Raw genomic sequence first — 23033 nt, 5'->3', positions numbered from 1 at the left:
TGGGCGCCGCCTCAACTACCGAGGAACCCACAGCGTGGACACCGAGATCAAACTCTTGGGAACCGTTCACAACCTCAACAAGCTCCTCCGCCACCACACCCAAACGTCCGCCCTTGACAAGTGAAGATCGACAACTCTGCGACAGCCTCCGCCATGCCCGGCCCGTGCACCCAAACCCAGCAAACCCGGCCCCGGGCGGCCGCTTGGCTCACGCAACCGGCAGCGCGCTCCCTGCTATGACCTTGGGAAAGTCCACACACGACCGAAGTCCCTGACCGCCAAACGCCATCGGTCCCTCAACCCAGGGTGTCGTCAACCAACGTGACGGCAACCGCCTCACACCTGCGAGCCTCTGATCGCTTCCGAGCGTCTATTTGGCCACGTGCTGCTGGACGAGTTCGTCTGCGGCGCGCCCGACATGTTCAAGGTCGACCCCGAGCTTGACCAGCACCTGGGCCGCCGCACTCGCACCATCCCGGATGAGCCCGAGCAGGAGGTGCTCGGTGCCGATGTAGTCGAGGCCACGCTGCGAGGACTCCTGGTTCGACGACTGGAGGGCTTCGCCGGCCGACGGGGTGAACGGAAGGTGTCCCGACACAGCGGATTGGCCTCGGCCCTGGCTCTCCTCAACCTGCCGGCGCACGTCTTCAAGGCTCAGACCCATGTTCTTGAGGACCGTGGCGCCCACACCCTCACCTTCGCGGATCAATCCGAGGAGAAGATGCTCGGTACCGATGTAGTCGTGGTTGAGCATTCTGGCCTCGTCCTGAGACAGGACGACGACACGCCGCGCCCGATCGGTCAACTTCTGAAACATGCTGCCACTCCTCGCGAAGCAGTTGGTCAGGCCGGTGAACGTGGTGCCATCCTTCCGTATGCGAAGGACTGTCTGACACATGATCAACGTTCGCGGTTGATCGCAGTTGAAGCATTTGAAGATGCGAAACGCGCCGTACTTCATCGGTCGGGTGGGAAAACACCGCTGACGCAAGCTTTCACGAAGTTGCCCTTCACGTGTTCCCTCCATATGTCGGAACTACTGCCATCCGGGCTGTCGGCGGGTATGTCGTCGCCGGCTCCGCTGCTGTCATAAACCTGCTCGCAGCGCGCGACGTCGATGCGCACGTCACGGACACGAAGCTGCTCGTGAGCATCGGCGCCACGGCGGCCGGCCGTACGCAGATAGCTCAGGCGTTCATCCATGGTGATGCCGCAGCCGGCGACAACCATGGCAACAACGGTGGCGATCGCCACAGTGCTTCGTGCGCTCCTTGGCCGCCAGCCTTCCAGCCCAGTCGCGCTGACCGGGCCACGGCTGCGGCCGGCGCTGCCGTCGGCCGTGCCGCGCTTCGAGCCCACCACAACGGCATCGCTCACGGCGCTTCACCCCCTGACCTGCGCATGCGGGAAACCGATCAATTCGGCGCCCCGTTCGGGGACGAGGCGAGGCGTGGCGCCGGTCTGATGCCGGACGATCAGAGACTCAGCAGCTCAGCGCGAACATGCAGCCGCTACTTGATCTGCTCGTACCTACCGCCCGAGTCAGCGGTCTTGGTGCCGCCGGAGAACTTCACCCAGGAGCCGGTCGGGGCAGCGTGGTAGACGGGCACGGTGTGCAAAGGCGTGATCTCCTCGTTCTTCACCACGCCGGCCCCCTTGACGTCCACCGCGGACCAGACCAGGCTGCGCGTGCCCACGTCCTTGGTTTTGAACGTCACCGCGCATGCGTTCTGCTTGCCGGCGTTGTACAGCAGGTAGGCGACGCCACCGGTGAACGAGGCCTGGCGCTCGACTCGGTATCCCGGGCCACAGACCGTGGCGGGCGTTTCGGCCGTCTCCCGGGTGGCCGAAGCGGTGGTGGCGGTGAAGATCGCTGCGGTGCCGAGCACCGCCGTGGTGATCGCGCCGATCGCCAGCTTCACAGACTTCGTTCCCATATGCGATGCCTTACGTGACAGCTTTTTTGTCCTTGACATGATGCGCTTGTCATCTTGCGGCACCGCACTTCGCGTGTCGTTAGCGCAGAGCGCAGATGTCTTGGCGGCGAGCGCAGTCCTGTAGTGATCAGGCATGCTGCCGGCCGATGGCCGGGTCGTGCCAGTAACGTTGCGGAACGGGGCACGCCGAGCTTTACGAACTCGGCCTGGCAGGGGTGCCCGCAGTCGTGGTGGAGCAGCTCAGTGAAGGCGAAGGACGGCGGCGGTCGGCTCTTCCGTGACAAGCGCTTGCTGCCGGTGTTCACGCGGGCTCATATCGTAAGCGGCACGGAATGCGCGGCTGAATTCGGCGGTGGTCTTGAAGCCCCAGCGAAGCGCGATCTCGCCGATCGGCCGGTCCCTCAGGCGCGAGTCGGCGAGGTCGGCACGGCAGCGTTCGAGTCGGCGTCGCCGGATGGTGGCGCTGACCGTCTCCCGCCGCTTCTGGAAGAGTACATGCAGCGTGCGTACGGAGATGTGGTGGTGCGTGGCGATGACGGTCGGCCCCAGACTGGGGTCGCCGAGGTGGTGGTCGATAAAGGCGTCGATGCGTGCGGCGAGCACGCGGTGATGGCTCTCGCCCGGGAGATGGCGGTCCGTGTCGAGGTGGCCGGCGAGGAATGCGGCGGCCAGATCTATGCCGATGGTGCCCAGGCGGGGTAGTTCTGCTGGATCGCAGTCGGCGGCCTGTTCGCGTAGCCCGGTGAGATAGCGGGTCAGAATCGCTCCCGTGCCGGTCCTGGCAGGCAGTTTGCGTGCCAGCAACTGATCCACCTTGCCGTGGGGCAGCGGCAGCGCCTGCTTCGGCATGAACATCAGAGTCAGCCGGGTCAGCTCGCCGGCGTCGACGAACTCGGTGGCGAAAGGGTGGGAGGTGTCGAACAATGAGATTTCGCCAGGCTCCAGCACGGAGTCGTTGTGCCCTTGCTCCAGCCGTACGGCACTGTTGTGGACCAGGAAGAGCCAGTAGCCGTCGGGGTCGTGGCGCCGGATGTGAGCTGGTGTGCGACGACCTTTGAGCGGTGACGTCGCGTACTCGGCCACCCGTGCGGCCGTCAGGTCAACCGAGTACGCCCGGCCGCGGAAGTCGTCGGCGTGTTCACTGGACAGTGCTATCGGCGCGATCTCGTGCGCGGACATGTGCGCCCACCATGCGAGGCGGTCCTGCCTCGGCACCAGGTCGGTCGACACGGAAGCCACAGAACCGCGTCCAGCCGCGCGATGAATCCACGAGGTGTCGTACGAGTGGGCGCACTCCGTCTCCGCACCCTCCAGCTCGGCCGCAGGGCCGACGGCAACAGCGCCACTCCCCCGTCCCGGCCACTGGTCCGGCCGTACGCCCCTCACATCCCTTGGAGAGAGCTTTGACACGATATGAACCTTTCGTCCCTACGGCTTAGCGATCTGAAGCACCGAATCGTGCCGGAGCGGCATTCCGGCGAAGCTCGGCTTGATGGTGGCGATGCGGACCTCTCGGCCGTACGCGCCACGCACAGACGGACGTGCAGTGACGGGATTGATCAACGTCGTCCGCTCTGGGCGTGGCGGTTTCAAGGGGCCGCTGCCGGTTCTGAGGCTGGCAGGTTCGACGATTGTCCGTAACAGTTCGGCATGAAATAGCTGGTGAAGTCCGGACAATGCGTTGTCCGCGGACAACCGTTTGTGCTGCACTGATCAACGGTTTCAGGCGCGCGGAGAGAGGCTACTGCGGTGACCGGCAGAGTGGGTAGACCTCAGGGTCGGGCGAGAGGCGGCACCGAGCAGGCGAATGCGCTGGCGGAGTTCTTGTTGACACTGACCGACGGGATAACCGTCCGTGAGCTCGCCACGCGCTACCCCGTGGGCAAGACGCTATGGGGTCAGTACCGGTCCGGCGAGAAGATCATCCCTCTCGATCTACTCACCCAGTTGGTGGAGCACCGCACATCGGATGAGCGCTCACGCAGGCAACGGCTGGAGACCGCCGTACGACTGCATGCCGCGGCGCTGGAGGCACCCGTTCCCACGATGCCCCCCACAGCCGCGGCCGCGCCGGCACCGGAAAAGGCGATGGCCTTCGAACCGCCCGGCGATGTCCCCTCGGCGGCGGACGCGCAAGCGGGCGAAGCACTCGTGAAAGGACGCCGGCGCAGCCGCCTGCTGATGTTCGCCGGCGGTGGAGTTGTACTCGTCGCTTTCGCGCTGCTCGTTCCGCTGGCGTGGCCGGGGCCGGCGAGTGCGCCGCGCGGACCTGGCGCCGGTGCGCCATTCGCGGACGCCGGCGTGTTCGCCATCGGGCCGAGCGGCCAGGGCGTCTTCCGCTGGGACGGTACGGACACGACCGGGTGGACCAAGGTCGGCGAAAGCGCCACACATCTCTGGTCCGGGCCCGCGGGTCTGTTCGCCGCCGACGCCGACAACCGGCTCCACAGGTACGAAGGACGCCCCGGCCTCTGGTCGTCCATCGGCGATGCGGGCCACGACGTCGCGGTCAGCGGCTCCGGTGTCTACCGCCTCGATGCGGACCGCAAAGGCGTAAGCGTGTGGGACGGGCACGGCACGTCATGGACGCGGATAGGCGGCCCCGCCGCACGCTTGTTCGGCGGCGAGCCCGGCCTGTTCGCGACCGACCCGAACGACGGCCGGATCTTCCGCTATCTGGGGCAGCCCGGCCATTGGGAATTCGTCGGCACCGCCGGAGCCTCATTCGCGCTTACGACCAGCGACCTGTACGGGCTCAATCCGGAGCGCACAGCCGTCAATCGCTGGGTGCCTGAGCAACAGCCGGCCCCCGTGCTGCCCCCCTGGGTCCACGCGGCGGGCCCGGCCGGGACCCTGTTCGGAGGGGCATCGGGACTCTACTCCACCGATCCGTCGGGTAAGAGGCTACGCGTCCTGTCACCCGAGCCCGGGCGCCCAGGCGCCGGCCAGGGCTGGCGGGACATCGGCGCGGCGGGTGCGGAAGTCGGAGTCGGTCCGCGGGGGGTGTACGTCCTGGCCGCCGACCGGTCAGAGATCGTCCAGTGGTCCCGTGACACGGCCACGTGGCGCCGCATCGGCGGTCCAGCCCGATCGGTGACGGTAGCCGTGCGCCCCGGAGGTTGAGCCGCCGTCTTCGGCATCTCGATCGGATGCGCTGTCCTCACGCGTGGGGAACAGGAGATCAACGGTCAGCGAGGTCACGGTAGGTGTCTCGGACGACCAGGAGGCGGTCGCGGCGAAATCGGGGCGGCTCCGCATCGCGCACCTCCTGCCCGCGCGCAGACCAGAAGGCGTCAGCGGGGACGTCGTCCTGACCCTCGGGTATGAACTTCAGCACTTCTTCCACCGCCGCGCGTGCCATGGAGAGCGTACGGCGAGCGTTCACCGGGTCTTCGGGAACCCTGCCGGCGGTGAAGTCGGCAAGCCACATCCACTCTCCCGCGTCGAGCAGTTGAGAGGGCTCAGAACCGCCGAAGGTCGGCCAGCCGCTCGGCATCATCTCTCGCCGGGGCAGCGAGAAGTAGACTCTTCGCTCGATCTCGCAGCTTCCGCAGACTCCCGAGTAGCACTTGACCAGCGATCCTTCGATGCTCACGACACCGCTGTCCCACTGGGTCTCCGCTGAGCCGCACGCGCACGGATGGAGGTCGAGATACACGAGAGCCTCATCGCGGGTGCGGGCAACCGGCCATTGCGTCACACGCGCAACCTACAGGGAGCCGGTGTGAACGCACTACTGTGGCGCCATGCGGGCGCCCACACCGATGGAGGAGCGGCTCCAGGAGGCGTACGAACGGGGAGACCTCACCGCCTGCCTCACACTGTTACGGTTCGCCGAGTTCGCGTGCCCGGTCAGTGACGCCGCCGCCAGAGGTGAGGAGCAGCTGGCATGGCCGACGGTGACAGGCGCGGGTCGGGTCTGGGTAGCGGTGTACACCTCGGTGGAGGCGATGCGTGAGACCACCGGCAATGTCATCAGGCACTTCCGGGTTCTCTCGCTGGTCGAGCTCGCGGCGGGCTGGCCCGATCCGCGCTGGGGGCTGGCGGTCAACCCCGGGCTCGAACCGTCGTTTCTGCTTGAGCCTGGCACACTCGCGCGGCTGGCGGTGCCCACCCTGGAGCAGGATCTGGCGGCCGAGCCGGACAGCGGCATCCCGATCGTTCAGAAACTGCTTCAGGTCTCGCAGATCCACGAACTGCTGGACAGCGAGCGCCCGTCGGTGTCCGGCTACTGCCATCACGCGCTCGACGTCGCGCACATCGCGACGCCCTCCGTCCTCGCCGACGCGCTGCTGCAGGAGGACACGCTCACCGCTGAGGGGGCGGTCAATCTGTTGCGCTGGCCGGCGATCGGGCTGGAGCTCTATCGCACCCCGTACGGCGGTACCGACGAAGCGGGCCGCGCGGCGGTGGCGGGCTGGGTGATCGAGGAACCGCCGTTCGTCGGGATGGGCCTGGTACCGAACCCAGGTCAGACCATCAGGGAGTACAAGGTCGACGGCATCGCGCTGCCCCATGGCTCCGAGATCGTGGAGCTGGCGGCCGACGGGCAGGAGCGTACGCGCGCGAGGTACGACGCCGACCATGGCCGCTGGCTCCTGGTGGAGAGTGAGTGACGCAGACGACGTATCGCGCCCGCTGGGCCGGAACGGACTATGAGGCGGCGCCGGACCTCGTCGATGGCCGGCTCTGGATGCGCCTGTACGGCGCGGCACCTGCTGAGGGCTTCGAGAGGATAGCGCCCGGCCGATTCGTGCGCACAGTGCCGGCGGCGGACTGCTCCGCGATCTGGCATGTGACAGTCGTCTGCGAGTGGCAGGGAGCACCCTTTCTGGTGCACACAACGCGCGAAACGCAATTGCTCATCGAGTACACCGGCGGCGACGTGCTCCAGGCCATGTCACTGGGTGTGGAACGGGTCGAACGCGGCGTGTACCGCCTCTGGGTACGGCGCGACGAGGTGACGGCGATGAGCGAGAAGGCCGTGTCGATCAGGCGGATGTAGCACACAGCGCGAAGAGTGCGGCGATTGTTGGCATGTGACGCAGAAGGTGTTCATAGCTCTTTCTCATCGTGCGCTGCCGCGACTATGTTCACCCCCCAGCGAGGGGGGTGTGCCTTGTGGAAGACCGTGACGTGGCAGGACTACAGGCGTATGCCGACGAGCTGCGCGACACTTTCATGCGCATGCAGCGCGAGGCGAGCGACCTCAGCGCACGGGCCCAGACGATCCGGATAACCGAGAAGTCCGCCGACGGCCTGGTCTCGGCCACCGTGAGCGTCCGCGGCGAGCTGATCAGGCTGGATCTCGACCCTCGCGTGTTCCGCCGTCCCGATGCCAGAGGCCTGGCGGACATGATCACCGACACGGTGCGGCGCGCCGCGGCCAAGGCCATCGAGGAGCTGGTCGAACTCTTCGAACCCGTGGTGCCTCCCGAGCAGTTACGCGCCCATCTGAACGGCGATCTGGAGACCGTTCTCGATCAGCTCTCCAGCGGCATGTCAGGAGAAGGACGCCGTCGATGACCACCGGCGACCCCGCGGAACTGCGCATCAGCGAACCGATCACCTCCGGCCTGAACCAATGGGACGCGATGGCGACCGACCTGAGCGCTGCCTGGCCCGGCATCGCCGCACGCATCCGCGCGCTGAACGCCGCCCATCCTCAGGGCGACGGAACCGACGGCATGTCCTTCGACGTGAACTACCTGGCCGGTGGCGGCCCAGAGAAGTTCCTGCGTGAGACCGACGAGCTGGTCAAGGAGATCTCCGGCTCCGGTCCGCTGCTGCGTGCGACCGTGTCCAACACGCTCACCACCGAGCAAGCGATCGAGCTCGGCCTCACCAACACTCACCGCCGGACATGATGGCGGGCAGATCCAATGTCAACGACGCACGCAAACCCGCGGCAAGCGCCCACGTCTTCGACGGCGGCATCGCCACCAAAGACGTCGAACCGGTCTGGCAGACGGAGGCACTGCCCGGCTGGGTGGTCCACCACCTGATCCCGCTCCTCACCGCCGGCCAGAGCTGGCCCAAAGGCAGCGAGAGCAAGCTGTGGGAGCTACGCGTCGAATACGTCAGGCTGATGAACCTGCTCATCGGCACCCTCGACCCCACCGCCGCCACGGTGCAGACCCTCAACGGCAGCCTCCAGTCCCCGGCCAAACCGGCCATCTTCAAACGGCTCGCCACACTGTCCGACGACAAAGCCGGCGTGGTCGCCAAGGCTCAGGAAGCCTTCTCCTACGCCAAGATGGTCGACAACTTCGCCCGGGAAACGCAGTACTCCAAGCTGTCGGTCAACGTCGCGTTCTGGGTCGCGGTGATCGCCGCGTTCATCGCCCTGATCGCCGCGGGCTTCGTCCCGCTCGCGAGCCTGCTGCTCCGCAGCGTCGGCACGGCGGGCGCGAGCAGGATCGCCCTGATCATGCAACGCCTGGTCCTCGCGGCCTCCAAAGTCGGCCCCGTCGCCAAAAGCGGCCAGATCACCCGACTCGCCGCAGCCGGCACCGGCAGCAAGTTCCTCAACAAGGCACTGATCTACGAACTGTTCGAGGAGATCACCGAAGAGGTCTTCATCGACGTCTACGCCCAATACCAGCAGATCAAGATGGGCACCCGAGACGCCTGGGACTGGAAGAAGATCCAAGCCGCGGCGATCGGCGCCGGCGCAGGCGCGGTCATCGGCACCAGACTCGGCGGACCGGTATCACGCTTCACCAACGATCTGCCCGGCATCTCCCGGCTGAACAGGATCGCAGGCGACAACCGCGGCGTCGGCAACGCCTTTCTGCGCTTCCCTGGACGTGCCCTGAACACCGGTCTGAACAACATGGCCGCCTCACCCGCCGGCAGCGTCGCCGCCAACTACTTCGTTTACGACCAGTTCTCACTACCGGGCGCCGAGGGCATGTACGGCGGTTTCCTGGGCGGCGCCGGTCGTACCAACACCATCAGCCCCTTCAGCTGGAGCGTCGTGCGCGCAGGCGCCAAGCCGATGGCCTTCCTGAGCAATCTGCTCAACGAGGCCATGGCAGGGGTGGCAGCGCACCACGGTGGCCCCGGCACCGCAGGAGGTACCGCAACAGGCCCCGCCATCGGCGGCGCCCCCCTGCCGGCCGATGGTAACGCCACGTTCCCGGCACCACTGCAGCAGCAGAGCGTCGATATCGCCGGCCCGGCCAGACGTGACCGGGCCGCCACGACCACTGAGCCCACGGTCCCGCAAACCACCTCGATAAGGGTGTCCGCCGCACCAGCGCCCGACATCATCACGCCGGACGCCGGCCAGTCCAAGCCCGTACAGAACAACAATGCCAAACCACAGCCAGACCTCCCCGCACCACGGAATCAGGCGGAACCCGACACTCAGCACCAGGCCCGGCACGACGACCAGGACCAGAGGCGGGACCAGGGGTCCGCGCCCCAGCCCGATGCGCAGAACGCCCCGCCCGCCCACCAGCAATCCACAGCCACGACGGAGCACGTTCCTGCTGAAGCCGCGAGTGCATCCGCGACTACGCCACCATCGGCCAGTTCCTCCCAGCCGACCAGCGCCTCCGACCAGGCCAACACTCCGCAGGCCGGCACCCCGGAGCACACCGGCGAACCCACCGCCGCCGATGCCCTCGAACCCATCAGCGGTTCGAGAGACGCCGGCGCACCCGACACCAGCACCGCGTCCGAAATCGCGAACGCCCTCGACGGCGTTACGGCCGAACAGCACGACCGGCCGATCGGCACCACACCCGATGGTCCCGGTCACGGTGCAGTCACCCATGCCGCGCCCGACCCGGCTTCCCATTTCATCCCGGACGGCCGCACCAGTCCCAACGACCTCACCGAGGCCGAAGCCAGAAGACGCAGCCGAGCGGAACTGATCCCGGAAGACTTCGGCGACGCCGTCACCGCCATCACCTGGCTGTCGGACACCCAACTGATCGTCCAGCATCAGACCCTCGGTGAACTCCACTTCACCGTCCAGGTCGGCCCCGTCAAAGGCGGCTATCTCGGACAGACCGAAGCCGACCAGAGCACCCGCAACGGCCGCCCCTCCTACACGATGACCCTCGCCCCCCGGGTCCACGAAGACCAAGTCGCACGACTCGTCCTCCACGAGATCAGCGACGTCATCCAGCACCGGCTCGAAAAGGCGCATACGCACACACCAGGACAAGCCACCCGCGACGAATGCGTCACCGCCCGCCGCAACGAGCTCCGCTTCCTGCAACGCAAACTCCGAGCCGCCCGAGCAGCAGGCGACGCCGACATCGCAGAAAGGCTCGCCCGGGAGATCGCCGCAGTCGAACTCGACCTCGAAAAACGTACGCGCCCGTCGCCATCGATCGACAACGTGATCAACTTCGGGCAGCCCGGCGAGGCCGAGACAACGGGAACCGAAGGTGACGGCCCGGCGCACCTATCAGCGCTCGACCATGCCACGCGCACGCCCCAGCTCAACATGAACCCGGCCACATGGCCAGGAGAACAGTACGCGAACGTCTACGATCCGCGCGAGGTGCCATGGGCACACCAGTGGGAGGACCTGCGCGCATCGGCCACTCCCATCCCGGTGAAGATCACCAGGCTGCCCACGTCAGGGGCGGTTTCCGTCGAAGTACGCAGGTTGCTGGTGCCGTGGAGGGGTTCGACGCGTCCGGTCACGGAGTTCACGCTCCGGGTGCTCTACCGTGCGGATCCCGACGTGGGCCCGGACGATCTCGCCATCGCCCACGCCAACCTGCTCAACGGCATCGACCTCTACTACAACTATCAACACCAGCTGCCCGACGGATCACAGTTGCACATCCGGATGGAGTTGATCCATGCCCCGGACTCCAGTCCGGCCGAAGGAGTCATCAAGCTTCGGGCGGGAGCCGGCCACATTGCCGCCGAGTTCGCCGACAGGAAGAGCTGGTACGGCGACGGCGAGCCGATCCGCACGCCGCTGGAGCAGCTGCACGCTTTTCGCCGCCGCGAGCCCATTCACTACATGAACTGGCATGCACGGCAGGAGCCTGTCGTGTTCGCGCACGAGGTGCTGCACTTGCTCGACCTGACGGACGAATACGTCAGGGGGTCCGTTTATGACAGGAGCTGGCTCGGCGCCCCAGGCGTCCGCGCGGACGCCAACCTGGCGGGAGATGCCTTTCTCCGCTGGACGAGGCAGATGGGGGTCCTCGACCGAGACGGCCACTTGGTTCCTGAGATCACCGGCCTGCGTGATCGTTATCTGGAGCACTTCTACGCGCTCATCCCTGAAAGCGACGCGCGGGCGAACGTGCCCCTCCACCGCCCGCTCACCCCGTCGGACGCCGAGGAGTGGACGCGTTCCGCATACGTTCCCAGCGCACATCTTCCGCGTGACATCAGAAGCCTCCTCGATGCCTTTCCCGCAGAAGACCGGCCGCTGCTGGACCACCTCATGCTTCTCGACCGCATGGCGGGACTGTTCCATCACCTGCCGCGGTCGGCGCTGAACCGGCAGCACCTGGAGTACACGGAAACCCTCATCAAGGCGGCGCAGGAGATCTTCGAGACAGGGCCCGAGCACTCCTTCGTCTTCCCCGAACTCGGCTGGCTGAACTACCTGTCCGGTCTCCTGGCGCCGAACAGGATGCCGCACTATGAAGTGCTGCGCCAGGAGATCAACAGGCTTCTGGGGCGCGACCTCTCAGCGCCCGTCGAGAACCGCCTGATCCGATATCTCGTCAAGACCACGACCGCTGTGTCTCCCCTGACCGGCGAGACGGGTCCCGCGACGGTACACAGGGCCGTCGCCAACGACGTCTACCGCCTGATGCTGGCACTGCGTCAGGCCCCGCGGCTCCACCCCGCCCAGGTGGCGGAGCTGACACAGGTGATCGCCATGGCGGAGGGTCTGGAACGCGAAATCACTGCGAGTGCGTCACCGCCCGTCGACGCGCACCCCGCCGCGGACTGGGTCCGTCCCGCGAGGGTCCCCGGCGGACGTCAGCCCGTCGACATGCCCGGCTTGCTCGCGGCATTTCCCAGGGAAGCCCGCTCGCTGCGGGAACATCTCGGCCTCCTGGAATCCATGGAGCAACTGTTCCGCCACGAGCCACGGCTGACTCGGCGACATCTGGAGTACGCCGAAGCGCTCATCGAAACGGCGCGCGAAATCTACGAGGTGACGCCCGGGCACATCGTCGACATCCGCCTCCTCGATTCGCTCGCACCCCTGGCCAGGCTCCTGCTCGGTCAGATGCCCCCGCGGCCGCGGCCGCTGTACGCAGAGATCAACAGAATGCTGACGCGCGACACCTCCGCGCCTGTCGAGAGCCGGCTGGTTCAGTACCTCGTCGGCGTCGCCACCGTGACTCCCCTGCCCGGCGAGACGGGTCCCGCGGCGATACACCGGGCCGTCATCGACGAGATCAACCGATGGGAATCCGACCTGAGCGGTACGGCCCTGCTGAACCGCGGCCGAGCGGAGAAGCTCGCGCACCGCCTCGCCATCGCGAAGCAACTGGAACGCGAGATGGCGAGGCGTGAGAGCACCGATCCGGCAAGCTGGCAGCCCGGCCGACAGCCCACGGAGACGGAAGGTACCGATGGCCCGGGTCACGGCGAGGTCACCCACGGCTCGCCCGACCGGGCTTCCCGTTTCATTCCGGACGGCCGTACCAGCGGTAAAGACCTCACCGAGGCCGAAGTCAGAGAACTCAGCGAACCGGACCTGATCCCGGAAGACTTCGGCGACGCCGTCACCGCCATCACCTGGCTGTCGAACACCGAACTCATCGTCCAGCACACCACCCTGGGCGAACTCCACTTCACCGTCGAAGTCGGCCCGGTCGAAGGCGGCTACCTCGGCCAGACCAGCGCCGCCGAAGACAACCCCGGCAACGGCCCCCGTACCTACACGATGACCCTCGCCCCCCGCGTCCACGAAGACCAAGTCGCACGACTCGTCCTCCACGAGATCAGCGACGTCATCCAACACCAGCTCGAACAAGCGCACACGCACACACCAGGACAAGCCACCCGCGACGAATGCGTCACCGCCCGCCGCAACGAACTCCGCTACCTGCAACGCAAACACCAAGCCGCCCAAGCGGCAGGCAACACCGAACTCGCAGAGCTACTCGCCCAAGACATCGCCGCAGTCCAAATCGACCTCGACAAACGCACCCGCCCATCACCATCGATCGACAACATGATCAATTTCGGGCAGCCCGGCGAGTTCGTGACGATGGGGATAGAGGGCGGACCGGAACCCGTCAATGCGAACGTCTTCAAGGTAACGCTGAGCGACGGCTCCGCCGCGCTGCTCCTTGAACTCTCGACCAGCATGGAGAGAGATCTGCAACTGCTGGTAACCCAGTTCGCCAACCGACTGGGGCTGGCTGGTCTCCCGCGGGCTGCCGGTGATCGGCACATCTTGATCGATTGGCCGCCCCGCGACGCTTCTTCCGGCTTCCTCGGCACACGCGAAGCGGTGCTGGCTGGATACCTCATCGCCCTGGCAGACATGACGCCACTCGTCACCAGGCCCGCTCTCCACGTGCCCGCGAGCGGCACTCCGCTCCTTCAGCTGTTCCTGCGTGAGGACTCGTCCGGCGAGCGCGGCTGGGGAAGCAACCCGCTGTCCTGGGAGGACGTGCAGGTGCTCGCAACCATGCTGGAGGACGCGCGCGCCGACTTCGTCAGCATGGGCCTGCAGCACCAATTCGACGAGATCATGAAGAGGCACTGGTCTCTTGCCGGTGGCCCGCTCGCGGTGAATGCCGTTGGCCTGGAAAGCGTGGTGGCCGCCTCGCCGGGGCACCGCCTTCCCCTGTACGACCTCGAGCGGCTGAAGGCTTTGGACGAGGGCTCGCACTCTCCGCGAGCAGGCACGAATCCGGCCTCCGAAGACCGGGCCATCAACCCGGCTCGCCGCCTCCACCTCAACATCCGCCAGGGAATCGTGTCCGAGAGGGAGTCAGCGCTGGGCCACGTGGTCACCTTCGCCGACGGGTCGCAGGCTCTCCGGATCCCCTTTGTCGACGCCAGGGAGGTCCTCGTACGCGCCCTGGCCAGGCGGGCCCTCGGTCTCGCCGGTCCGGCCGTCGACCTCGACGCCGACGGGTATGTGTGGGTGACGTTCGGCAACAATGAATTACGGGCGAGCGTCGCCACAGGCATCTCCCGCGTGACCGAGGTGCCCGGGCCACACGGCCGCACGACCGAGGTGGTGTTCGGTGACGGCCGGCGTGCCCTGCGACACGAGTTCCCGACCCGCGCGGCAGCGGACGAGTACGAAGCCAGGCTGGAGGAGGCGCATGAAGTCAGTGACGGCCTGCCCGGCTCCCATCGGGCCACTCCCTTCATCATCTACGAAGAGCTCACCCACCCCCTGGAACTCAGCGCCGAGACGCGAGCTCGCCTGGCCACCAGGGCGCTGTACACGCTCCTGAGTCACGGCCGGCCGATCGACCACACGACCCTGCGACGGCTGCTCGACGCCAATTCACTCCTCGTCCAGTTCGGCGAGGCCACCGACTGGGATTTCCGGGCGGGTGCCCCCGTTCTGAGCGCCCATGATGTCGCCTCGCTCACCGCCCGGTTCGAGGCGCTGCGTGACACCTTCCGCAGGATCGGCCTCGCCGCCCGGTACGAGCGGCTGCTCGAGACGCTGAGCCGGTTCGCCGGCTCGGACGACGCCAGGCTGATCCCGCTGGCGGTCTCCGAGGAACTGACCACTGCCGAATATCGTGTGCCCGCGTGGCGGCCGCCACCGGGATCGGGGCCCATCCTGAGCGACCTGCTACAGAATGATCACCTGTCTCAGGTGAACGCGCGGAACCAGGCCGACGTCATCTCCCGGGCCGATGCCGAGCTGGCGGAGCGGCCGAGCGCGGAAGGGCACGTGTTCGCCCGCCTGCCCGAGGGCTTGATCCCCCCTGATATCCGGCCTGGCGAAGAGTTCGCCGTGGACACCCTTCTCGACGGCGTCGACAACGCCGACGTGCTGCCCGAGAGTCCCCACGGCGTACGGGTGACCATCCTGGCGACTGACTATGTACCGGTCGGGGACCTGTCGGGCAAGCCGCATCACGCTCTGTTCAGAGCCGGCGATCGTTTCGCCGTGACTGCGACGCTGGTCTCCGACGACGGCGAGGTTCATTACTTCCTCACCCAGCAGCCCGCCTCGCCTGTGGCGAGGCCAGTGATCACGCCGACGATCGGCCTCACTCGTGACTTGGCACACGATCTTACGCATCACCTCACCAACGCCGTCAGCAGGACACAAGCGGGAATACTTGTCCAAAGCGGGCTCTCTGGGGACGGCAGGCGTCCCACGATCCGCCCGGTCGACGGCGCCTTCGTGGTGGAATGCCGTTACTCGGAGCAGGGCATGATGATCGGCGGCCGGCGTCTGCCGGCCGAGGTGGCCGCGGCGATGCTGCTGCGCTCCCCGGACCTGCCTCCCGGCGCCGCCATCCTGCTCGCCGGTCCCCACGACGGAACGACGACCTTCGCGCAGAGCCTCGCCTGGTTCACCGGCCGAGTCGTGCTGGCCGCGGACGGCCCGGTGGAGACCACGCCGCAGGGTAATCTGCGCATTGGGAACACCGGCCGGACATCGGGCCAGTTCAAGATCTTCCTGCCCGCTGACACATCGGTCATGGTCGCGGAGCAACTCCTGAGCTGGCTCGGTCCTGAGCCGGCATCGGCGACGGGTGAGCCGCGGACCACTCGTGGAAGGCGTCCACGTCCCCCACGGCAGGTTCAACCCCCCTCGCTCCCGGACTCCATGCGTGGCGACAGATCCGGCGAAGCGGCCGGTCTGCTCGCCCCGCCACCGCTGATGGACCGGCACCACGAGCTGATCTCCCGGTATCGCCACGAGGTCACCGCGGGCATCTGGTACCGCGACGAGGACTCCGCGGTCATGCCCACCGCCGATCCACGCCTGCTGCGACGCTCCACTGGCATCATCGAAGTCGCGATCGCCGGCGATGGCACCAGCTTCCTCATCGGCTCGGACCGAATCAGCACCGCTGACCTGGCCACCATGCTCGCCCATGACCCGCGCGTGCTCGCCCAGCCCAACGCGTGGCTGCGCATCCTGGGCTGCGAGATGGCGCGCAACCAGGCGGTGCTTCAGGAACTGGCCGACCTCACGGGCCGCTCGATCCTCGGCGCCAACGAGGTCGTCTACATCGGCGCCGACAGACACCCGCACACCGCGGCCGTTCAGGAATACGACTCGACCGGACGACCGATCTTCCCGCGCGACGACGACGGCCACTGGCTCGACGCCCATCCAAGCGCACCGGTGGCGGCTCCCCACAGCGCGGTCCCTGTCACGTCACCACCACCCGCTCCCCGGCGGGGCCTGCCTCACCATCTCGGCGAAGCCGCGCTGGCCGCCGACCTGGGCGACTGGCAGTTGTTCCCGGAGCAGGGCAAGGACGGCAGAGTGGCGCATCTCGACGTGGAAGGCACCAAGGTCGTACGGAAGAAGACACGAATCGCCCAGGTCAGGGCCGAGGTACTCGCCGCGATAATAGGACAGCTCATCGGGGCCAACGTGCCCGCCGTCGTCGAGCACCCGACAGACCCGACGGTGGTCTTCATGGAGTACGTCCACGGCCGGCACCCTGCTGACAACGTCAGGACGAATTCTGTGCGTGGCGCGATACTGATCGAACTGCTCGACGTTCTGATCGTCAACAATGACCGGCACCGGGGCAATCTCAAGATCACGGAGGACGGCCTCACGGGCCTTGACCATGGACGTGCTTTCCAAGTCGACGATTCCAGGCCCTCGCTGCTGGGCAAATCTCTCCGAGGCAATTTCGTCGCGGAAGACGCCGACGGCCGTGCCGTGTGGGTCGACAACCCGCTGAGCCGGCAGGATGTCGAGTTCCTCACCGATGTCATGATGTCGCTGCTTCCGCACTATCAACATCACGGCTTCCATGCCGCCTACGACGTAGCGCTGGACCGGCTGTACCACATCGGAATGCACGCCAAGGGAGAGACCTCGCTGATCGCTCCCGCGGCGCCCGCGCCCACCCGGGTCCAGCATCACTTCGGCTGGGACTTCGACGATCACAACGCGGTCGTCCAGGACGCCGCCCGGCGACTGGCCGACGGTGAGGACGTCGCGTCCATCGTGCCGTACATGACCCGCGACGCGATCAACCTGGACCTGGCGTTCGGGCTGGAGCTGGAGTTCACCCGCGTGGGCGGGGACATGCGGGCCTGGCACGAGGACATCGCTCTGATGGCTCGTGAGCTGCACCGGGCAGGGCTGGCCGCGAGTCCGAAGGTGTTCCCGCACCACCGCGCTCCCGCCTCGATGAGTGGCCGCTCACACATGGAGTGGGAGAGCATCGGCGATCGTCTCGGCGGTGAGTTCATCACCGGCATCCTGCGAGACACCGGGCAGACGTGGGCGGAGCTGCCCCTGGTCACCGAGATCATCCGATCACATGGCGGCGAGATCACCCCGGACGCCGGCGGGCACATCCATGTCGGCGCTCCCCGCCTCGGCACCGACGTGAACGCGCTGCATCGGCTGCTGACGCTCTACTACGGCTACGAGGACGTACTGTTCCGGCTGGGACAGGATCCCAGGGAACCTTACGGGATGCACCGGCCTTACCACGCGTGCCAGCCCAACGAGTTCACCAGCACCGCCGAGACCTCCACGGCGGCGCTGCGCTCCGCCAACAGCCGTCCCGCCGCGCTCAACCTGTCCACCGTCGTCGGCACGGACAACGACCACGTCGAGTTCCGCCACAACGACGGGCACCTGGATCCCTCGATCATCCAGGCACGGGTCAAACTCGCCGTGGCCATGGTGAACTACGCTCTCCATGGCGGGGAGTACCTGCCTCCACGCGATCAGCTTGGCCTCCACCTTGAATACGATTGGAGCCCGCATCAGGACGCGGCCTCCTTCATCGACATGGTGAACACCCTGTTCACCCGCCAGGCCGACAAGGAACAACTGACCGCCCTGTTCGCGATCACCCAGTGGCAGGCGGCCTCGGAAGACGGACGATGGGCACCGAGATGAGCGTACGCATCAGGAACACCTCCGCTGCCGCGGCTCCGCCACCACAACCGGTGAAGGCCGACGGCTCCCCGTACATCTACGAGGTCGTCGATGGCTGGTGGCGGATTTACGGTGACGAGCCTGCGGAGTTGATCGCCGAACTTATTCCCCATTATTCGGGCACCTTGGAAGACAGGGAAGCCTTCGCGCGCGCCGCCGCGGCGCGGCTCCAAGCGATGCTGGCCGCCGAAGGACCGTTCGGCGGATGCACCGCTGCTGAGCGTGAGGTGATACTGGCCGACCGCGCGCAGCCGCCTTCGGTTGAGCACTGGAGCGGGGCCGTGCCTCTTGTGCTCGTCACCACCCACTGCCCGCGGCCGAGACCGACCGGCGACATCATCTGGATCGATCCGACCGACGAGTCCTCGCTGCTGTCGACTCTCGGCCGGGCAGGCATCGTCCAAGTGAGGGCCGCATGAGCACGCTCAAGGTGGTGGAGGTCAGCTCGGACGTGGTCATCGGAACGCTGAAGCGGGACGGGGACCGGCTTGAGTACAGTTCGGCCGACATTCAGGCCATGATCGAGACGATGGCCGCCTCCCGGGACTGGACCTCCACCGAAGCCTTCGAGGGGTTGCGCGGGTGGAGCAACGGCTACGTGGAGATCGTTCCTGAGATCTCGGTGGCCAGGGTGTTCGATGGTGTCAGGGACGGTGTGCCGTACTTCTTGCCCGGCCATCCACGGGTGCAAGATCCGCGTTTGACCGGCTATCTGAAGGCCGGCGCGGCCATCCTCTCGACCATGAGCCTGGACCTCGACCGGCTCGACCCGGCGCGGGGCGCGGTGGTGCCGCTCACCTTCCGGACCGACGGCACCTGGGTGTGGACGGACACCGTCACCTACTACCTCGAAGAGCACGGCATCCGTCCGGACGACGAGCTCTGCGCGCACATTGCCGCGCAGGGCTTCCGGTGCCCGGCAGTGGACCAGGCCGTCGCCGAGCAGACCCTGCGTGAGCTACGCCGGTCTTCTGCCGGCTAAGACACCAAGAGCACGATGCACGTCAAAGTGGTTGAAGTCCACTGATCGCCCCGCCGTGCCGGCGAACGGCGCTCCGGGATCCGGCTCAAGACGGCCTCTCAACCGCCAGCCCTGTTTCCGCATTCCCCCTCAGGGTTCTCCTGACAGCGAGCACGGGCGGGCTTCTGCCCGGCGAGGCCGCCGCCGGCAGGACGGGCACCTTCCACGTCTTCCCCGAGGAGTATCGCTCCCATGCCATCAGGCAGGCGGCGGCGCCGTCGGGGTCTGGAGTCGTCGGCCCGATGCTGCGAGCCTCGACCGTCGTCAGCGGGTGAAACCAGACGCGCACGAACGTTGCCGACTGGGTGCCCGTGGCCGCTTCCACGGAAGCGGAATGGCTCACCGCCGCACGCGCCCCGCCGCTGTGTCCGGCCATGACCAGCACGAGCAGGACGACGAGCACGCCACACGCCGCCATCAGCAAGACGAGCAGGACGACGAGAAACGCGCGCATCTTGGCCTCGCCGTTCTCACGTACACGCATCTGCCCTCGATCGGGTCGACTCGGTCGAGGCAATCTTCCAAGACCCGATCTTCGGTGTCCTTAGCGGAGAGCGCAGGATATCTGGGCAATGAGCGCAGATCATCCCTGGGTCGAAACGGTCTTGGCCGCGGTGAGGCCATGATGTCGAAGAGCCAGGCGGGTGAAGGATCTCGTTTTCGATCCTTCCGGACGAGATAGGGTGCTCCGCCATGATCGATCGAGCGCTTCTCGCGACTGCGCTGGTTCTCGGTCTCGTTGCCGTTCCAGGGGGCGCCGACCCAGCGGCCGCCATGTCGGTGATGGAGGAATGCGATCCCGAAGTGGGCGTGGTGAAGTTGCCCGCAGACGAGCCCTGGGCCCAAAGAAGGCTAGACATCAGAACCGCATGGCGGCTGAGCACCGGTGTCGGCGTGCGGGTCGCCATTATTGACAGCGGCCTCGACACCAAGCACCCGCAACTGCGCGGATTCTCGAACTTCATCGACATCACCGGCACCGGTTACACCGACTGCGTCGGTCATGGCACCGCTGTCACTGGGATTATCGCCGGCCGTGTCTATCCGGGCGTCGCCTTCCATGGTGTGGCGCCGCAGGCGACCGTCATCGAGCTCAAGCAGAGCAACCAGTCCGAGGGTCAGGTCGCCAACCTGGCCACGGCCATCGACAAGGCGGTGCAGCTGAAAGCCGATGTCATCAACATCTCGATCAAGGCGGCCGACAATCCCACGCTCAAAGCGGCCGTGCAGAACGCCCTGGCCAACGATGCTGTGATCGTCGCCGCCGCGGGCAACATCACGGACAAGAACAAGGATGTGCCTGCATATCCGGGCTCATATGAGGGAGTCCTGGCCGTTGGCTCGGCCACTCCTGACGGACTCCGAGCGGACTCCTCCAGCACGGCGACACCTGTCGGCGTCCTTGGGCCGGGCGTCGACATCACCGCCCCCTGGCCGCGCGGCGCCTACAAGCTGGACCTTGAGGGGTCCAGCTTCGGCGCCGCCTACGTGTCCGGGACCGCCGCACTGGTGCGCGCCAGATTCCCGCATCTTGACCAGGAGCAGGTGCGGCGGCGTATCATCGCCACGGCCGATGGCTCCGTAGGCGAAGGCACAGGGGCGGGCATGGTCAACCCGGTCCTGGCGGTCAGTGCCGTACTGCCTTTCGAGCCTACGGGTCGGCCTGTGGTGGCCGCTCCTCCGCCGGCACCGATCTCGGCGGACGCGATCGCCAAAGTACCGCCGAAGGATGTCCTGACCAGAAACCTCTCCCTGGCGGTTTTCGCAGGAGCGCTGATCCTGGCGACCATGATCGGAGCGCTTGGACTGCTGCTGCCGCTCGGCAGAAGCCGAGGCTGGCGGGTCGACCCTCCGGCCTAGCTTCGTCAGCTCCACTCCTGCGATGGCTCAGCACTCCGTTCGGTCACCTCTCCTTGCCTCGTCTCACCACGCTTAGACGCGAAAGGATTACAATATGCACCCGTTACAGCCGGGTGACCCCAAAATGCTGGGCGACTACGTCTTGTCTGAACGACTCCCAGGAGGACCGCGCGGGGCGACCTTCCTCGGCCGGAAGTCGGACGACGCGCCCGTCCGAGTGATCAAGTTGTTGACCGGCATGCCGGAGCAGGACACGGAAAGTGTCGCCCGCTTCACTGCAGCCCGGCGCATTTCCAGTTCGTATGTAGCAAGGACCGTAGACATCGGCGTCCATGATGGCCATCCCTACGTCGTACGGGAGCATGTGCAGGGGCGCAGCCTCACCGAGACGCTCGCAGCTCATGGGCCGCTCGACGCCGACGCCGTGGAACGGGCGGCGGTCGGGATGCTGACCGCGTTGACCGCCGTCCATGTGGCAGGCATCACTCACCGAGGGCTGACCCCGGACAACGTCATCATGGGCGTCGACGGCCCTCGCGTGACCGACCCGGACCTCGGCGACGCCGTCGGCGAGATCGGCTACCGTTCACCCGAGCAGCTGAAGGGTGAGCCGTACGGCTTGTCCGCGGACTTGTTCGCCTGGGCGGCCACGGTGGTCTTCGCAGCCACCGGAAAGGCGCCGTTCGACCACGACGCCGACGCGGTGCTGACCGGTGTCCCCGAACTGGGCGCGCTGGCCGAGCCACTGCGGGCCGTGGTCCTCGAGGCATTGTCCAAGGACGACAAGCAGCGTCCGACGGTGTACAAGGCGATGTTGCGCCTGCTCGGCGGCCAGAAGGCCAACGTGGAGGCCACGGCGAGACTGTCAGCGGCGCCAGTCTCGGCTCAGCTTCCGATGCTCGAGCCTCCGTCTCTGCTGCCGGTGGACGGCAGCTCCCTCCCGTCAGGACCGGGGAGCGGCAACCCGCCGCTCGAAGGCGTGCCGGTGCAGCCGCCGCCCCTGCCTCCGCCGATGCCTCCCCAATCGTGGGGGCCGCCGCAGCAACCGACGCGGGAGCCGCCGCGTCGGCCCAGAGTGTGGCGAACGTCGGTCGTGGACGATTCTGGCCCACGACGCAAGTTTCCCGTCGCCTTGGCGGCTTCCGTGGCGGCGCTCATGGTGCTGTCCGGCCTGGGGCTCTGGGGTGCGAGCCACTACGCGGACGCCCAGCGAATCAATTCGATAGACGTAGCCGCGGATGGTAAGGCGACCGGTAACGTGGCCACGCCGACTGACGCGGCGAAGAGCGCGGTCGCCGATCCCGGTGACGGTACAGTTCCGCAGCCGAACGACCAGGACAGCGGCCGGCCGCAGGAGGAGGTGACCGTTCCCTGGGCGACCTCAAGCGACGATCCGTACGGCGTGGGCCCGCTCGTCCTTCCCACCGAAAAGCCGTCGGGCGCGCCGACCGCGCCCGTCTACAGCACGGTGCCCACGCCCTCCCCCGTGCCTTCCCAGCCTGTTCCCACCGTCCAGCCGACGACCACCGCGTCGGCGAACCCGCAGGCGACGTCCACGCAGCCGAAGACCCCTCAGGCGACCAAGACCGTCACGAAAGCGCCGACGGACCAGCCCACCACAACGCCGGAACAGTCCCAGGAGCCGAAGGCGTCTCCCACGACGAGCACCGAGGCCCCGCCTTCGACACCGTCTCCATCCCGAAGCACGCAGGCGTCCACGCCGGTGCCGCCGCCCACGACACAGGCACCCGCGCCCGCGTCGGAACCCACCAAGAGCGCGGCACCACCGCCTGTGCAGCCGGAGCCGAAGAATCCCTACTCTGCGGCTCAGGTGTGCGGGCCCGGGTTCTACGTGCAGCGTTCACAGCCGTTCAACGGCGGTGAGACCTTCCAGCTCTACAACACCGGCACCAAGCAGAACTGCGTCATGACGATGAAGTATGCGGGCGTCGGCACGGCGAGCCCTGTCAGCGCGACGCTCGATGTCCAGGGCGGGGACAGCGCGACCGACAGCGGCGCCTACAAGTACTACGCCGGACCGGTGAAGCTGCCCGCCCCGGGCAAGTGTGTGAAGTTCTCCGGCAGCGTCGGTGCGGGAAGCACCAGCGCAGGCTGGGCGAACTGCGGCTGATCC

At 67.0% G+C, this 23033-nt stretch carries 15 protein-coding genes and 1 pseudogene; 10 read left to right on the top strand and 6 right to left on the bottom strand.

Annotated elements, in window-relative coordinates; translation table 11 throughout:
- Positions 1 to 373: 373 nt before the first annotated feature.
- The 4 genes and pseudogenes from ACIBQ1_RS34350 to ACIBQ1_RS34335 all read right to left on the bottom strand — a co-directional run.
- A pseudogene (locus ACIBQ1_RS34350) lies at positions 374 to 817 on the bottom strand (Clp protease N-terminal domain-containing protein); the annotation flags it as partial.
- 140 nt (positions 818 to 957) lie between these two features.
- Positions 958 to 1254 (bottom strand): hypothetical protein, encoded by a 297-nt coding sequence (locus ACIBQ1_RS34345; RefSeq protein ID WP_397283466.1) that lies wholly within the window; start codon positions 1252 to 1254, stop codon positions 958 to 960.
- Between the two features lie 257 nt (positions 1255 to 1511).
- Positions 1512 to 2072: a hypothetical protein gene (locus tag ACIBQ1_RS34340; RefSeq protein WP_397283465.1), complete on the bottom strand. Its 561-nt coding sequence runs from the start codon at positions 2070 to 2072 to the stop codon at positions 1512 to 1514.
- A gap of 105 nt (positions 2073 to 2177) precedes the next feature.
- Positions 2178 to 3167 carry a helix-turn-helix domain-containing protein gene (locus ACIBQ1_RS34335; RefSeq protein WP_397283464.1) on the bottom strand — a complete coding sequence of 330 codons (990 nt, stop codon included), beginning with the start codon at positions 3165 to 3167 and terminating at the stop codon, positions 2178 to 2180.
- A gap of 597 nt (positions 3168 to 3764) precedes the next feature.
- On the opposite strand from ACIBQ1_RS34335, the gene ACIBQ1_RS34330 reads away from it, so the two are divergent.
- The gene (locus tag ACIBQ1_RS34330) at positions 3765 to 5060 is read left to right on the top strand and encodes a hypothetical protein (RefSeq protein WP_397283463.1); all 1296 of its coding nucleotides are present in this window, start codon (positions 3765 to 3767) and stop codon (positions 5058 to 5060) included.
- A gap of 58 nt (positions 5061 to 5118) precedes the next feature.
- Here ACIBQ1_RS34330 and ACIBQ1_RS34325 read toward each other — a convergent pair whose 3' ends face one another.
- Positions 5119 to 5595, bottom strand: coding sequence for a hypothetical protein (locus tag ACIBQ1_RS34325; protein WP_397283462.1), 477 nt, complete (start codon positions 5593 to 5595; stop codon positions 5119 to 5121).
- 106 nt (positions 5596 to 5701) lie between these two features.
- Here ACIBQ1_RS34325 and ACIBQ1_RS34320 point away from each other — a divergent pair, with 106 nt between their 5' ends.
- The 7 genes from ACIBQ1_RS34320 (at position 5702) to ACIBQ1_RS34290 (ending at position 19000) form a co-directional block, all read left to right on the top strand.
- Positions 5702 to 6553 (top strand): SseB family protein, encoded by an 852-nt coding sequence (locus ACIBQ1_RS34320; RefSeq protein WP_397283461.1) that lies wholly within the window; start codon positions 5702 to 5704, stop codon positions 6551 to 6553.
- Positions 6550 to 6942 (top strand): hypothetical protein, encoded by a 393-nt coding sequence (locus tag ACIBQ1_RS34315; RefSeq protein WP_397283460.1) that lies wholly within the window; start codon positions 6550 to 6552, stop codon positions 6940 to 6942. Before ACIBQ1_RS34320 ends, ACIBQ1_RS34315 begins: the two co-directional genes overlap by 4 nt.
- 116 nt (positions 6943 to 7058) lie before the next feature.
- Entirely contained in the window at positions 7059 to 7463 is a 405-nt protein-coding gene (locus ACIBQ1_RS34310; protein WP_397283459.1) for a YbaB/EbfC family nucleoid-associated protein, read from the top strand.
- Positions 7460 to 7804 (top strand): hypothetical protein, encoded by a 345-nt coding sequence (locus ACIBQ1_RS34305; RefSeq protein ID WP_397283458.1) that lies wholly within the window; start codon positions 7460 to 7462, stop codon positions 7802 to 7804. Before ACIBQ1_RS34310 ends, ACIBQ1_RS34305 begins: the two co-directional genes overlap by 4 nt.
- Complete coding sequence (locus ACIBQ1_RS34300) at positions 7801 to 17979, top strand: hypothetical protein (RefSeq protein WP_397283457.1); 10179 nt, start codon at positions 7801 to 7803, stop codon at positions 17977 to 17979. The genes ACIBQ1_RS34305 and ACIBQ1_RS34300 overlap by 4 nt, the downstream gene beginning before the upstream one ends.
- Complete coding sequence (locus ACIBQ1_RS34295; RefSeq protein ID WP_397283456.1) at positions 17964 to 18437, top strand: hypothetical protein; 474 nt, start codon at positions 17964 to 17966, stop codon at positions 18435 to 18437. Before ACIBQ1_RS34300 ends, ACIBQ1_RS34295 begins: the two co-directional genes overlap by 16 nt.
- Complete coding sequence (locus tag ACIBQ1_RS34290) at positions 18434 to 19000, top strand: hypothetical protein (protein ID WP_397283455.1); 567 nt, start codon at positions 18434 to 18436, stop codon at positions 18998 to 19000. Before ACIBQ1_RS34295 ends, ACIBQ1_RS34290 begins: the two co-directional genes overlap by 4 nt.
- Positions 19001 to 19085: 85 nt before the next feature.
- On the opposite strand, the gene ACIBQ1_RS34285 is transcribed toward ACIBQ1_RS34290, so the two are convergent.
- Positions 19086 to 19523: a hypothetical protein gene (locus ACIBQ1_RS34285; RefSeq protein WP_397283454.1), complete on the bottom strand. Its 438-nt coding sequence runs from the start codon at positions 19521 to 19523 to the stop codon at positions 19086 to 19088.
- A 209-nt stretch (positions 19524 to 19732) separates the two neighbouring features.
- On the opposite strand from ACIBQ1_RS34285, the gene ACIBQ1_RS34280 reads away from it, so the two are divergent.
- Complete coding sequence (locus ACIBQ1_RS34280) at positions 19733 to 20899, top strand: S8 family serine peptidase (protein WP_397283453.1); 1167 nt, start codon at positions 19733 to 19735, stop codon at positions 20897 to 20899.
- 94 nt (positions 20900 to 20993) lie between these two features.
- Positions 20994 to 23030 (top strand): hypothetical protein, encoded by a 2037-nt coding sequence (locus tag ACIBQ1_RS34275; RefSeq protein ID WP_397283452.1) that lies wholly within the window; start codon positions 20994 to 20996, stop codon positions 23028 to 23030.
- Positions 23031 to 23033 lie beyond the last annotated feature (3 nt).

This window comes from Nonomuraea sp. NPDC050153 (genome assembly GCF_044460125.1).
GTDB lineage: Bacteria > Actinomycetota > Actinomycetes > Streptosporangiales > Streptosporangiaceae > Nonomuraea.
The sequence above is the reverse complement of the archived record's forward strand: the minus strand, read 5'-3'. Positions and strand labels throughout refer to the sequence as shown.

Bases quoted from the DNA above. Each gene is read 5' to 3' on its own strand.
- ACIBQ1_RS34285 (WP_397283454.1), bottom strand. From the start codon at position 19,523: ATGCGTGTACGTGAGAACGGCGAGGCCAAGATGCGCGCGTTTCTCGTC.
- ACIBQ1_RS34295 (WP_397283456.1), top strand. From the start codon at position 17,964: ATGGGCACCGAGATGAGCGTACGCATCAGGAACACCTCCGCTGCCGCG.
- ACIBQ1_RS34290 (WP_397283455.1), top strand. From the start codon at position 18,434: ATGAGCACGCTCAAGGTGGTGGAGGTCAGCTCGGACGTGGTCATCGGA.
- ACIBQ1_RS34280 (WP_397283453.1), top strand. From the start codon at position 19,733: ATGATCGATCGAGCGCTTCTCGCGACTGCGCTGGTTCTCGGTCTCGTT.
- ACIBQ1_RS34300 (WP_397283457.1), top strand. From the start codon at position 7,801: ATGATGGCGGGCAGATCCAATGTCAACGACGCACGCAAACCCGCGGCA.
- ACIBQ1_RS34305 (WP_397283458.1), top strand. From the start codon at position 7,460: ATGACCACCGGCGACCCCGCGGAACTGCGCATCAGCGAACCGATCACC.
- ACIBQ1_RS34340 (WP_397283465.1), bottom strand. From the start codon at position 2,072: ATGCCTGATCACTACAGGACTGCGCTCGCCGCCAAGACATCTGCGCTC.
- ACIBQ1_RS34320 (WP_397283461.1), top strand. From the start codon at position 5,702: ATGGAGGAGCGGCTCCAGGAGGCGTACGAACGGGGAGACCTCACCGCC.
- ACIBQ1_RS34275 (WP_397283452.1), top strand. From the start codon at position 20,994: ATGCACCCGTTACAGCCGGGTGACCCCAAAATGCTGGGCGACTACGTC.